We start from the raw sequence: 11,216 nt of genomic DNA on the forward strand, positions 1-11,216 counted from the left end.
GGGGTTTCCCGGAACCTGGATGACGGAAAGCGAAAGCATGGTCTATCGCGTGGTGCCGAAATGCGCCTGCTCGACCATTGGCCAGATCATGTTCTATTCCGATCATGGCGAGTTTTTCGACGGCGACATTCACGACTCGACCGACCGACTGCACAAGTGGTCACAGGACCATAGCAAGCCCCTGATCGAGGCGAATGCGACCGGCCACAAGAGCTATGCCTTTACCTGCGTGCGCAACCCCTACGCCCGCATCCTGTCGTCCTTTTTCGACAAGATCTGCGGCATTCAAAGAAACGGCCGGCGTTATCGCGGCAACCTGGTTCCACTTCTGATTCAGAAATACGGAATCGAGGTCGGCTCCCCCGAGGACGAGTTCGACTTCGACCAGATCAAGAGCTTTCGCCGCTTCCTTCTGTTCGCCCGGGACACCATTCGCTGGCGTCGGCCGATGGACCCGGACATTCACTGGTCCGCCATGTCCGGCCACGTGTCGACCTTCATCCTGAACGGCGGCACCTATGACAATATCTTCTGGACCGAACAATTCAACAACGGGATGCAATCGGTGCTGGATGCGAACGAAACGCCCCACGCGGTCGATCTGGCCGCAATCCCGCGGTTCAACGAAAGCGAAGGCCACGGGCCGAAACGCGCCCACCCGGTTGAAGAGTATTTCGACGACTTGTCCATGCATCTGGTCTATGAGATCTACAAACGCGACTTCGACCTGTTCAAATATGATTTCCACGACCCGTCCAACAAGATGCCGGTTGGGGAGATCGACCTGGACGAAGTGCACGCCAAACTGGGCGAGTGAACGCCCGGCACCACCTCTGATTTGCGGAGATACAAGATGAAAGCACGCGTGAAGTGGGCCGAGGGCCGCACATTTCTGGGCACCTCTGGCACCGGCCATTCGATCGTTCTGGGCGCCAGCCATGGCGAGGGGGGCACCCCGGGGCCGAGCCCGATGGAACTGCTGCTCATCGGCACGGCGGGCTGTTCGGCCTATGACGTGGTCTCGATCCTGGAAAAGGGTCGCCAGCGCATCGAGGATGTCGAAGTGGCGGTGGACGCGGAACGGGCCGAGACCGATCCGAAGGTGTTCAAGACGATCCACCTGCAGTTCACGGTGAAGGGCCGGGGTCTGTCGGACGCCAAGGTCGCGCGTGCCATCGACCTGTCGGTGGACAAGTATTGCTCGGCCTCCGCGATGATGGCGGCGACGGCCAAAGTGACCCACGGGTTCGAGGTGGTGGACACCGAATAGGCGGCACCACCCGCAGGCACGGAGGGGTGCAGGCATGGTGGCCCTCGGCTTACGCCTCGGGCCGCTGCCGGTGGCTCACTTCGTGAGCCTGGAGGGGCCAGCCCCTCGCCCTGGCGGGCTCACCCCGGGATATTTTGGGAAAGATGAAAGCACGGGGTGGCGGTTGGGCGCGCCTTTAAGGACAGGCTCATCCTGGCGCGGCCGCGTGGGAAGACACGACCCAGGCCCCGCTTGCATGCCGTCCAGGATGGGAGCCGTACCGGGGCTTTCCCCGGTCCTCAGACCAGCCCCTTGTCCCGGAGCAGCGCCAGCAGGTTGCGGTCCGCGCGCGGGCCCATGTGGCGGATGACCTCACCTGCAATCGCGCAGCCCATCTCGCCACAGGTGCGAATGTCCGCGCCGGTGGCCATGCCATAGAGGAAGCCCGCGGCAAAGCCGTCGCCCGCGCCGGTGGCATCCACCGGGGTGATCGCCTCGACCGGGATATCCACGCGCGCGCCGTTCCGGACGATCGTCGCACCGGCCCCTGAACGGGTGCAGATCACCAGCGGGCAGATCTCGGCTGTCCTGGCCAGCGCCTCTTCCCAGTCGTCTGTTTCGAACAGCGACTTGATCTCGTCTTCATTGCCGATCACGTAGTCGAGCTCGTGCTCGATCAGCATCAGGAAATCGGTGCGGTGGCGTTCCACGCAGAACGGGTCCGAGATCGCGATACCGGCCTTGCCCCCGGCCGCGCGACAGGCGCGGGCCATGGCGATGAAGGCTTCCTTGCCCTTGTCCTTGTCGAACAGGTAGCCTTCGAGAAAGACGATCTCGGCCTCGGCCGCGACTTCCGGGTCCACGTCGTCGGGGCCCAGTTCGGCCGAGATGCCCAGATAGGTGTTCATCGAGCGTTCGCCGTCGGGCGAGACGAAGATCATCGAGCGCGAGGTCGGAAGCTCGCCCCCCGGCACCGGCGGGTTCACGAAGCGGGTGCCGTCCATCTCCATTGCGTCAGCATAGAAATGGCCCAGCGCGTCGTCATGCACACGGCCGACAAAACCGGTCTTGAGCCCCAGCTTGCCGATCCCCGCCAGCGTGTTCGCGACCGAGCCGCCGGCCGCCTGTTTGCGGTTCTCCATCGAACCGTACAGCACTTCGGCCCGGTCCTTTTCCACCAGTTGCATGATGCCCTTCTCGATCCCCATGAGTTCAAGGAACGTGTCATCGGCGGTGGTCAGTACGTCGACAATGGCGTTGCCGATGCCGACAACCTTGTAGGTCTTTGTCATAGGTGTTTGTCCTCGAATGGGCAGATGTCGCGGATCAGGCAGTTTCCGCAGGCGGGTTTGCGCGCTTTGCACACATAGCGTCCGTGCAGGATCAGCCAGTGATGGGCGTGGTGTTGGTATTCGGCGGGGATGTTGTCCTCGATCGCGCGTTCGACCGCGTCCACGTCCTTGCCGGGGCAAATCCCCGTCCGGTTTCCGACGCGAAAGATATGGGTGTCCACCGCCTGAGCGGGCATCTTCCACCACATGTTCAGCACGACATTGGCGGTCTTGCGCCCCACGCCGGGCAGGCTGGTCAGCGCCGCGCGCGACGAGGGCACCTCTCCACCATATTGATCGACCAGGATACGCGCGGTCTTCATCACGTTCCTGGCCTTCTGGCGGTAAAGCCCGATGGTCTTGATATGCTCGATCAACCCCTCTTCGCCCAGGTCGAGCATTTTCTGCGGCGTGTCGGCGATCTTGAACAGCGCTTGCGTTGCCTTGTTCACCCCCACGTCCGTCGCCTGTGCAGACAGGGCCACCGCCACAACCAGCGTATAGGCATTGGTGTGGTTGAGTTCCCCTTTCGGTTCGGGGTCCGCCGCGTGGAACCGGCGAAAGATCTCGGAGATCGTCTGATAATTCATCTGCTTGGCCATGGCCCCGATATGCCCGCTTTGCGCAAGGGGGGCAAGCGCGGGAAGCCGGACAGGCCCCGGGGCCGCCCGATCTGCCAGGTGTCGCCGCCCAAAGGCGCAGGAAACGGGTCGATTTTCCCCGCCCCCTGCCCCAGATTGGAAGGTGAAAGGAGGGCGCCATGGACGGGTCCGAGCAGCAATATCACTACCAGGTCATTCGCCGCGCGATTGACGAGATCGACCGCGCCGCCGGGGCACAGCTTTCGCTGGACGACCTGGCCCGGCGCATGAACATGTCGCCCGCCCATTTCCAGCGGGTGTTTTCACGCTGGGTCGGGGTCTCGCCCAAGCGCTATCAGCAATACCTGGCCCTGGGCCATGCCAAGACCCTATTGCGGGAGCACTTCACCACGCTGGACACGGCCCATGCGGTGGGCCTGTCGGGCTCCGGGCGGTTGCATGACCTTTTCCTGACCTGGGAGGCGATGAGCCCCGGCGACTACGCCCGCCGGGGCGACGGGGTGAGAATCCGCTGGGGCTGGTTCGAAAGCCCGTTCGGCCCGGCTATCGTCATGGCCACCGCCCGAGGCATCTGCGGGTTGGGTTTTGCCGGAGAAACCGGCGCCGAGGCGGCGATGGGCGACATGCTGGCCCGTTGGCCGCGCGCGGAGTTCGTCGAGGATCCGTTGGCGTTGCGTCCGATGGTGGACGCCGTGTTCGAGCAAAACGGCAAAGCGGCCCTGCACCTCATGGGCGCTCCGTTCCAGGTCAAGGTCTGGGAGGCACTGCTGACCATCCCTTCGGGCCATGTCACCACCTATTCCGAAATCGCCCAGGCGGTGGGCAATCCGAAGGCCGTGCGCGCCGTGGGCAATGCGGTCGGGCGCAACCCCGTGAGCTTCCTGATCCCCTGCCACCGCGCCCTGCGCAAATCCGGGGGGCTGGGCGGCTATCACTGGGGCCAACCGGTCAAACGCGCGATCCTGGCCTGGGAGGCGGCGCGCCTGGACAACAAGGACACCGCCGGAGCCGCCTGACCCGCCTGACCCGCCCTGTGCGCGCACCCTGCGTGACAGGCGATTTGCCGCGCATTTTCCCCCTTGTTATTCGATATCAACGCCCTTTCATGTAAGCGCAATACAACGCAGTTGATTGAAGAGGCAGTATCATGCGCATGAAAACCACCCTGGTGCTGGGCGCCGCCGCGACCCTGGCCCTTTCGGCCTGTGTGGCCCCGCTCGAAAACATGGGCCCCCGCAGCCAGACCGGCGCCGCCACCGGTGCGATCATCGGCGGGCTGATCGGGGCCAGTTCCTCGAACAACCGGGCCGGCAAGGCCATCGTCGGTGCGGCCGTCGGGGCCGCGGTCGGCGGGGTGATCGGTCAGGAGCTTGACCGTCAGGCCGGCGACCTTCGCTCGGCGATCGGCAATGACGACGTTTCCATCGTCAACACCGGGTCCGAGCTGATCGTGACCCTGCCCAACGACATCCTGTTCGCAACCGACAGTGCGATCGTGTCAAACCTGTCACGCGGCGATCTGGCTGCATTGGCGCGCAACCTGCAGGACTATCCGAATTCGACGGTCGAGGTGATCGGCCACACGGATGACGAGGGCGACGCCTCCTACAACGTGTCCCTGTCGCGCCGCCGCGCCGCCGCCGTGGCCGCGGTGCTGTTCGACAATGGCGTCTCTGCCAGCCGCGTTGTGACCATCGGCATGGGCGAGGATCGCCCGGTCGCGACCAACCTGACTCCGGAAGGCCGTCAGCAGAACCGCCGGGTCGAGATCATCATTCGCCCCAACGCCTGATCCGACCTGTCGCAGGATCATTCCAGGGCCGGGCCACGCGCCCGGCCTTTTAGGTTGCCCCTTGCCCGAAGTGGTCATATTCTTTGACCAATTGAGTGCGAGGTAACGATGCCATTTCAGAAAATCCAGTCCGAGAAACTCAGCGCCGCCGTGATCCGACAGATTGAGCTTCTGATCCTGCGCGGCATTCTGCGACCCGGCGAAAGGCTGCCTGCCGAACGGGATCTGGCCGAGAAATTGGGCGTGTCGCGCCCCTCGCTGCGCGAGGCAATTGCGGATCTCCAGGACCAGGGGCTTCTGACCGCCAAGGCGGGCGCCGGCATCTACGTGGCGGATGTGCTGGGATCTGCCTTTTCGCCCTCGCTGATCCGGCTGTTTTCGCGCCATGACGAAGCCGTGACCGACTATCTGTCCTTCCGCCGCGATATGGAGGGGCTGGCGGCCGAGCGGGCGGCAAAATACGGCACCGAGACCGACCTGCAAGTGATCGACCAACTCTACAGGAAGATGGAAGCGGCTGGCGACGGCATGGGGCGCGAACTGGACGCCGATTTTCACACCGCCATCATCGAGGCCAGCCACAACGTGCTGATGCTGCATATGATGCGCTCGATGTATGACCTGTTGCGCGAAGGGGTGTTCTACAACCGCCAGGTCATGTTCAGCCAGAAGGTGACAAAAGCGGACCTGCTTCAGCAGCATGGCCGGATCAACGCGGCAATTCAGGCACGCGACCCGGTGCGGGCACGGGCGGCAATCGAAAGGCACCTGGATCAGGTCTGCGAGGCCTACGAGGATCAGCGCCGCGCCGAACGCAACGAGGAAATCGCCCGCCAGCGGTTGGACCACGAGCGGGCGAAGTAGGTCTTACGCCGGACGCAGACCCAGGTGCTGCAGGATCTTGGTCAGCGGGCAGAAACCGGTCAGGCCGGACTGGAACAGGTTCAACCCGACAAAGGCGGTGAACCAGAGCCAGCCGATCCTGTACATGTCGATCTGTCCGTTCAGATGGGCCAGGGTCAGGCTGAGCAGGACGAAAAACCCGGCAAAGGACATGGTGGCGCGTTGTGCGTTCATTGGAGTCTCCTATCGCTTATCTGAATTTTGTTATATTCAAGATTGAAGATATTTCAACACCTAATGAAACAAAAAGCCACGCCGGCACGCCAACCATCTGCGAAATGAAAAACCCGGGTCACGCGGACCCGGGTTTCCTCACTGTCAGACTTGGTTGACACACCACACATCCGGTTTTGCCGGATGAGCGAGCGTCGCCACGGCCCGGTGGGCCACGGCGCCGCTCTCAGTGCAGTTTCGCTTCCACGTCCTTGATGGCCGCTTCGATCAGCTTGTTGCCTTCGGTGGCGGTCATCTGTTTTGCAATGATGTCGCGGGCGGCGCCCACGGCAACCTGTGCGGCGGTGTCGCGCACTTCCTTGACGGCAGCGGCTTCGGCCGAAGCGATCTGGTCCTCGGCAGCGGCCAGGCGGCGCGCGATCGAATTCCTCAGTTCTTCCTTGGCCAGTTCCGCGGCCGTGGCGGCCTCTTCCTTGGCGTGAGCGACGATGCGCTCTGCCTGTTCGGCCACTTCCTTCTGCTTGCGCTCGTAGGACGCCAGAACGGTCTGGGCCTCTTCGCGCAGGGAACGGGCTTCGTCGAGCTCGGACTTGATGCCTGCGGCGCGCTTGTCCAGCTGGCCTGCCAGCAGTTTCGGCACGCCCATGTAGGCCAGGAAGCTGACGAACAGCAGGAAGGCCAGCACCACCACGAAGTCGGTGTTGGAAAGGCTCACGAACGGACCCTTGGCAGCGAAGGCCGGGCTCGCGGCGATCGTCAGGGCCGCGGGCAGGGTGATGGTCAGAAGCTTTTTCATGTCCTTACCCTTTCATGCGCGCGGTGATGGCCGCCGTGATGGTCTTGGCATCCGCCGAACCACCCAGAGCCGCAACGATGTCCTGGGTCGCGTCCTTGGCAACCGCCTTCACGCTTTCCACGGCACCGGCCCGGATTTCCGCAATCGCGGCTTCCGATTCAGCGGCCTTGGCGGCGATTTCGGCGTCGGCCTTGGCAGCTGCCGCGTCCACGTCGGCCTGGATCTCGGCCTTGGCTTCGGCAACGATCTTGTTCGCCTCGGCGCGGGCATCGGCCAGGGCCTGGTTGTAGGCGTCCTCGGCCTCGATGGCCTTCTGCTTCAGCTCTTCGGCCGCGGCGATGTCATTCGTGATGGTGGACTGGCGCTCGGCCAGAACCCCCTCGATGCGCGGAAGCGCAATCTTGGTCAGCACGAAATAGATCACCACCAGGGTGACGACGAGCCAGAAGATCTGGGTCCCGAACGCCGCCGGATCCAGCTGCGGCATGCCGCTTGCTTCGGCTGCGGCCTGACCGGTCTCTTGCGTCGTTATTGCCATGTCTTAATCTCCTGGAACCGGATTTACAGTGGGCAGGCCGATTGGCGCGACCTGCCCCCTCGTAAGGATGGTTCGTCGGATCAGACGGCGAACATCAGCAGCAGGGCGACCAGGAACGAGAAGATGCCCAGGGCTTCCGCAAAGGCGATGCCGATGAACAGGGTCGCGGTCTGACCGGCAGCAGCCGACGGGTTGCGCAGAGCACCGGCCAGGAAGTTACCGGCAACGTGGCCAACACCGATAGCGGCGGCGCCCGAACCGATAGCAGCCAGACCAGCACCGATGAATTGACCCATTTGAGCGATATTGCCTTCCATTTTCGTTTCTCCTTACGTTGGAATGCTTGAATTAGGGGTTGTTTGCGGGCTGCAGCCGCCGCTCAGTGCGACGGGTGCAGAGCGTCTTTCAGATAGACACAGGTGAGGATGGTGAACACATAAGCCTGAATGAAGGCCACCAGCACTTCCAGGGCCAGCACCGCCGAGATGGCGAAGATCGGCAGGAAGCCGGCGACACCCAGGGCGCCGGCGAAACCGGCGAATACCTTGATCACCGCGTGGCCGGCCATGACGTTACCAGCCAGACGAATGGAGTGGCTGACCGGGCGCACAAAGTACGAGATCAGCTCGATGATCGCCAGGATCGGGCGCAGCGGCAGCGGCGCGGACGAGACCCAGAACAGGCCCAGGAACCCGGCGCCGTTCTTGACGAAGCCCAGGATCGTGACGAAGACGAAGACGATACCCGCCAGGATCGCGGTCACGGCGATATGGCTGGTCGTGGTGAAGCTCATCGGGAGCAGGCCGAGGAAGTTGGCGGTCACGATGAACATGAACAGGGTCATGATGCCGGGGAAGTATTTCACGGCATCCTTGCCGGCCACGTCCTCGACCATCTTGTAGATGAAGCCATAGGCCAGTTCCGCGATCGACTGGCTGCGCGAGGGGATGATCGCACGGCCGCGCGAGCCGACCACCAGCAACAGGATGACCGAGATCACGCTCAGCGCCAGCCACAGGGTCTGGTTGGTGATCGTGATGGCGCCCAGATCGCCGCCGAACAGCGGGGTCACTTTGAACTGCTCCATCGGGTGGATCGCCAGTTCGCGTGTTTCGGGCGCAAAGACAACGCCCGAGATCAGAACCAAGGCCAGCACCACGAAGAAAACGATCTTTGCCAGACCACCGCCCTGTTTTGCGCTCTGTTCAGCCACGTCTCTATCCCTCTTCCTTGTCGGACGACGCCCCGCCGCCCTGTTTTTCCTGCATGTGGGCCGCCGTTCCGAGCATGACCTTCACGCCCGCTGCGAACCCCAGCAATATGAACAGCACCATGAAGATCGGTTTCGTGCCAAAAACGGCGTCGATCCCGAATCCGATGCCAAAGCCGATCCCAAGACCGGCCACAAGCTCGATGACCATCTGCCAGGCCATGTTCGCCTGGTTCATGTCAGCGCCGCCGGTGTCGGCCCCCTCGTCCTCGCCCTTCAGCTTTTTCAGCTTCTCGTCCAGCGCCTCCAGGCGCTCACGATCAGGTTCTTTGGACATGGGACTACACCCCGGTGACAGTTGCCGCCTTGCTAAGGGTCCGGGGGCTGTGAGTCAACGGGGTTTGGCGCTAACGGCACGCCTCGCAACCCATTGAAAACACGCGATTTGCCAAACCATTCCTCTGCCCATACCCGGCCACGGTGCTTGATCCCGCCGAAATGGCCCGGTTTCGGCTTATTCAACCGTTTGGTTGACGATAACTTTCCATCCCCGTAGGGCTAGAGCCATGGAAAACCGCCTCGACCTTGTCTTTGCCGCACTGGGGGATCCCACCCGCCGCGCGATCCTGACCATGCTGCTTGAGGATGACATGGCCGTCACGGATGTGGCCGACCCTTTCGCGATGTCTCTGGCCGCGATCTCGAAGCACCTGACCATCCTCACCCGCGCAGGCCTGATCAGCCAGGAGAAACGCGGCCGGGTGAAATGGTGCAAGCTGGAACCCGACGCCCTGCGCGAAGCCTCGGTCTGGATGCAGGGGTTCGGTCAGTTCGAACCGGTGAACCTGGATGATTTCGAACGGTTTCTGGAGGCGGAACTGCGGGAGTAGGCGCAGCCGGGCAAGGGACGCTTCGCCAAACGCAAAACGCGCCCCCGTTTGCGGGAGCGCGCCTTCATTTCGCCTGTCCACCCGCTTACGCGTGGATCGCCCCGTCGCCACAGGCCAGCGCGGCCTCGCGCACGGCTTCCGAGAAGGTCGGGTGCGCATGGCAGGTGCGTGCTAGGTCCTCGGCCGATCCGCCGTATTCCATAAGCACGCAGGCCTCGTGGATCAGCTCGCCCGCCGCCGGGCCCATGATATGCACGCCCAGCACCCGGTCAGTGGCCCTGTCGGCCAGGATCTTGACGAAGCCGTCGCCCATGAACACCGCCTTGGCGCGGCCATTGCCCATGAAGGAGAACTTACCGACCTTGTAATCCACACCGGCCTCTTTCAGCTCCTGCTCGGTCTTGCCGACCGAGGCGACCTCCGGCGAGGTGTAGATCACACCGGGAATGACGTCATAGTTCACGTGGCCGGCCTGACCGGCGATGCTTTCCGCCACGGCCATGCCCTCGTCCTCGGCCTTGTGGGCCAGCATCGGGCCTTCGGTCACGTCGCCGATGGCCCAGATCCCGGGGACCGAAGTCTGCCAGTGATCCGTGGCGATCTGGCCGCGCTCGGTCATCTTTACGCCTGCGCCTTCCAGCCCCAGCCCATCGACGAAGGGGCGGCGACCGGTGGCAACCAGAACCACGTCGGCATCGATCATGGCTTCGCTGTCATCCTTGCGCAGCTTGTAATGCACCTTGGCCTTGGTCTTGGTCTTGTCGACCTTCTGCACGGCGGCGCCCATGATGAACTCCATGCCCTGCTTTTTCAGCGTACGCTGGAAGGTCTTCTGGATGTCCTTGTCCATGCCCGGGGTGATCTCGTCGAGGAATTCGATCACCGTCACCTCGGCGCCCAGGCGCTTGTAGACCGAGCCCATTTCCAGCCCGATCACACCGGCGCCGATCACGACCATCTTCTTGGGCACTTTCGGCAGCGCCAGCGCGCCGGTGGAGGTCACGACGATCTTTTCGTCCACCTCGGCACCCGGCAGGCTCGACGGCTCGGACCCGCTCGCGATCACGATATGCTTGGCATTGTGAACTTCGTCGCCCACCTTGACCTGACCGGCGGCGGGGATCGATCCCCAGCCCTTCAGCCAGTCGACCTTGTTCTTCTTGAACAGGAACTCGATACCCTTGGTGTTCTGCCCGATCACGTCGTCCTTGTAGGCCAGCATCTGCTTCCAATCCACGGACGGGCTCTTGCCCTTCAGGCCCATGGCGGCAAAGTTGTGTTCGGCCTCATGCAGGCTGTGGCTGGCATGCAGCAGGGCCTTCGAGGGGATGCAGCCCACGTTCAGGCAGGTGCCGCCCAGTGTCTCGCGGCCCTCCACGCAGGCGGTTTTCAGCCCCAGCTGGGCGCAGCGGATGGCGCAGACATAGCCGCCGGGGCCGCCGCCAATCACGATCACATCATAATCTGCCATAGTCTCACTCCTTGGCGTTCTTCGGGCCCGTGCCGGGCTTGTCCAGAACCTGCGCCCCGCAGCCGGGGCAGATCAGGTGGCCGGTCCAAATGACATGGGCCACCTCGGTCTTGGCGATCCACGGCCCCGCATCCCTTGAGGTCATGCAGGCGGGGCCGTCGCCAGGTTTCGTCTTCAGGCCGGCTGCAGCAACCGGGTTTCCACATGGGCGACACCGTCGCGTTCCATGTGCATGGCCAGTTCCTCGCTGTCGAAGAAGG

At 63.2% G+C, this 11,216-nt stretch carries 16 protein-coding genes; 6 read left to right on the forward strand and 10 right to left on the reverse strand.

What is annotated here, in order from left to right; genetic code table 11:
- Together Q1V43_RS05740 and Q1V43_RS05745 are read left to right on the forward strand one after the other, a co-directional pair.
- Window positions 1–817, forward strand: an 817-nt coding sequence (locus Q1V43_RS05740) for a sulfotransferase family protein (protein ID WP_300515095.1), incomplete at its 5' end; no start/stop codon positions are given.
- A 36-nt stretch (window positions 818–853) separates the two neighbouring features.
- On the forward strand, window positions 854–1,270 hold the full coding sequence (locus tag Q1V43_RS05745; protein ID WP_300515098.1) for an OsmC family protein: 417 nt from the start codon (window positions 854–856) through the stop codon (window positions 1,268–1,270).
- Between the two features lie 278 nt (window positions 1,271–1,548).
- On the opposite strand, the gene Q1V43_RS05750 is transcribed toward Q1V43_RS05745, so the two are convergent.
- Both Q1V43_RS05750 and nth read right to left on the reverse strand, forming a co-directional pair.
- On the reverse strand, window positions 1,549–2,541 hold the full coding sequence (locus Q1V43_RS05750; RefSeq protein WP_300515101.1) for an adenosine kinase: 993 nt from the start codon (window positions 2,539–2,541) through the stop codon (window positions 1,549–1,551).
- Window positions 2,538–3,182 carry an endonuclease III gene (gene nth, locus Q1V43_RS05755; RefSeq protein WP_300515104.1) on the reverse strand — a complete coding sequence of 215 codons (645 nt, stop codon included), beginning with the start codon at window positions 3,180–3,182 and terminating at the stop codon, window positions 2,538–2,540. Before nth ends, Q1V43_RS05750 begins: the two co-directional genes overlap by 4 nt.
- Window positions 3,183–3,340: 158 nt before the next feature.
- Between nth and Q1V43_RS05760 the strand changes: the two genes are divergently transcribed.
- From Q1V43_RS05760 to Q1V43_RS05770, 3 genes are all read left to right on the forward strand, one after another.
- Window positions 3,341–4,198, forward strand: coding sequence for a bifunctional helix-turn-helix domain-containing protein/methylated-DNA--[protein]-cysteine S-methyltransferase (locus Q1V43_RS05760; protein WP_300515107.1), 858 nt, complete (start codon window positions 3,341–3,343; stop codon window positions 4,196–4,198).
- A gap of 131 nt (window positions 4,199–4,329) precedes the next feature.
- On the forward strand, window positions 4,330–4,974 hold the full coding sequence (locus Q1V43_RS05765; protein WP_300515110.1) for an OmpA family protein: 645 nt from the start codon (window positions 4,330–4,332) through the stop codon (window positions 4,972–4,974).
- Between the two features lie 108 nt (window positions 4,975–5,082).
- Window positions 5,083–5,838 (forward strand): FCD domain-containing protein, encoded by a 756-nt coding sequence (locus Q1V43_RS05770; protein ID WP_300515113.1) that lies wholly within the window; start codon window positions 5,083–5,085, stop codon window positions 5,836–5,838.
- 3 nt (window positions 5,839–5,841) lie between these two features.
- Here the strand turns inward: Q1V43_RS05770 and Q1V43_RS05775 are convergent, their stop codons facing one another.
- From Q1V43_RS05775 to Q1V43_RS05800, 6 genes are all read right to left on the reverse strand, one after another.
- The gene (locus tag Q1V43_RS05775) at window positions 5,842–6,051 is read right to left on the reverse strand and encodes a DUF2892 domain-containing protein (protein WP_300515117.1); all 210 of its coding nucleotides are present in this window, start codon (window positions 6,049–6,051) and stop codon (window positions 5,842–5,844) included.
- Between the two features lie 226 nt (window positions 6,052–6,277).
- Window positions 6,278–6,847, reverse strand: coding sequence for a F0F1 ATP synthase subunit B (locus tag Q1V43_RS05780; RefSeq protein ID WP_300515120.1), 570 nt, complete (start codon window positions 6,845–6,847; stop codon window positions 6,278–6,280).
- Window positions 6,848–6,851: 4 nt separating this feature from the next.
- A complete protein-coding gene (locus Q1V43_RS05785) occupies window positions 6,852–7,385 on the reverse strand; it encodes a F0F1 ATP synthase subunit B' (protein ID WP_300515123.1) in 534 nt (177 codons plus the stop codon).
- Window positions 7,386–7,465: 80 nt separating this feature from the next.
- Window positions 7,466–7,702, reverse strand: a complete 237-nt coding sequence (locus tag Q1V43_RS05790; protein WP_093973261.1) for a F0F1 ATP synthase subunit C — start codon at window positions 7,700–7,702, stop codon at window positions 7,466–7,468.
- A gap of 62 nt (window positions 7,703–7,764) precedes the next feature.
- A complete protein-coding gene (locus tag Q1V43_RS05795) occupies window positions 7,765–8,565 on the reverse strand; it encodes a F0F1 ATP synthase subunit A (RefSeq protein WP_300515135.1) in 801 nt (266 codons plus the stop codon).
- Window positions 8,566–8,602: 37 nt separating this feature from the next.
- Window positions 8,603–8,932, reverse strand: coding sequence for an AtpZ/AtpI family protein (locus tag Q1V43_RS05800; RefSeq protein ID WP_300515127.1), 330 nt, complete (start codon window positions 8,930–8,932; stop codon window positions 8,603–8,605).
- Window positions 8,933–9,161: 229 nt separating this feature from the next.
- Between Q1V43_RS05800 and Q1V43_RS05805 the strand changes: the two genes are divergently transcribed.
- Window positions 9,162–9,485, forward strand: a complete 324-nt coding sequence (locus Q1V43_RS05805) for a metalloregulator ArsR/SmtB family transcription factor (protein WP_300515129.1) — start codon at window positions 9,162–9,164, stop codon at window positions 9,483–9,485.
- A gap of 85 nt (window positions 9,486–9,570) precedes the next feature.
- Here the strand turns inward: Q1V43_RS05805 and lpdA are convergent, their stop codons facing one another.
- Entirely contained in the window at window positions 9,571–10,956 is a 1,386-nt protein-coding gene (gene lpdA / locus Q1V43_RS05810) for a dihydrolipoyl dehydrogenase (protein ID WP_300515131.1), read from the reverse strand.
- 4 nt (window positions 10,957–10,960) lie between these two features.
- Window positions 10,961–11,101 carry a hypothetical protein gene (locus Q1V43_RS05815; protein ID WP_300515133.1) on the reverse strand — a complete coding sequence of 47 codons (141 nt, stop codon included), beginning with the start codon at window positions 11,099–11,101 and terminating at the stop codon, window positions 10,961–10,963.
- Between the last annotated feature and the right edge of the window lie 115 nt (window positions 11,102–11,216).

Origin of the sequence: Aliiroseovarius sp., assembly GCF_030148435.1 — a bacterium.
In the GTDB taxonomy this organism is placed as follows: domain Bacteria; phylum Pseudomonadota; class Alphaproteobacteria; order Rhodobacterales; family Rhodobacteraceae; genus JASBTN01.

Excerpts from the sequence above, each read along its gene's own strand:
- Q1V43_RS05745 (WP_300515098.1), top strand. The coding sequence starts at position 854 with ATGAAAGCACGCGTGAAGTGGGCCGAGGGCCGCACATTTCTGGGCACC.
- Q1V43_RS05750 (WP_300515101.1), bottom strand. The coding sequence starts at position 2,541 with ATGACAAAGACCTACAAGGTTGTCGGCATCGGCAACGCCATTGTCGAC.
- nth (WP_300515104.1), bottom strand. The coding sequence starts at position 3,182 with ATGGCCAAGCAGATGAATTATCAGACGATCTCCGAGATCTTTCGCCGG.
- Q1V43_RS05760 (WP_300515107.1), top strand. The coding sequence starts at position 3,341 with ATGGACGGGTCCGAGCAGCAATATCACTACCAGGTCATTCGCCGCGCG.
- Q1V43_RS05765 (WP_300515110.1), top strand. The coding sequence starts at position 4,330 with ATGCGCATGAAAACCACCCTGGTGCTGGGCGCCGCCGCGACCCTGGCC.
- Q1V43_RS05770 (WP_300515113.1), top strand. The coding sequence starts at position 5,083 with ATGCCATTTCAGAAAATCCAGTCCGAGAAACTCAGCGCCGCCGTGATC.
- Q1V43_RS05775 (WP_300515117.1), bottom strand. The coding sequence starts at position 6,051 with ATGAACGCACAACGCGCCACCATGTCCTTTGCCGGGTTTTTCGTCCTG.
- Q1V43_RS05780 (WP_300515120.1), bottom strand. The coding sequence starts at position 6,847 with ATGAAAAAGCTTCTGACCATCACCCTGCCCGCGGCCCTGACGATCGCC.
- Q1V43_RS05785 (WP_300515123.1), bottom strand. The coding sequence starts at position 7,385 with ATGGCAATAACGACGCAAGAGACCGGTCAGGCCGCAGCCGAAGCAAGC.
- Q1V43_RS05790 (WP_093973261.1), bottom strand. The coding sequence starts at position 7,702 with ATGGAAGGCAATATCGCTCAAATGGGTCAATTCATCGGTGCTGGTCTG.
- Q1V43_RS05800 (WP_300515127.1), bottom strand. The coding sequence starts at position 8,932 with ATGTCCAAAGAACCTGATCGTGAGCGCCTGGAGGCGCTGGACGAGAAG.
- Q1V43_RS05805 (WP_300515129.1), top strand. The coding sequence starts at position 9,162 with ATGGAAAACCGCCTCGACCTTGTCTTTGCCGCACTGGGGGATCCCACC.
- lpdA (WP_300515131.1), bottom strand. The coding sequence starts at position 10,956 with ATGGCAGATTATGATGTGATCGTGATTGGCGGCGGCCCCGGCGGCTAT.
- Q1V43_RS05815 (WP_300515133.1), bottom strand. The coding sequence starts at position 11,101 with ATGACCTCAAGGGATGCGGGGCCGTGGATCGCCAAGACCGAGGTGGCC.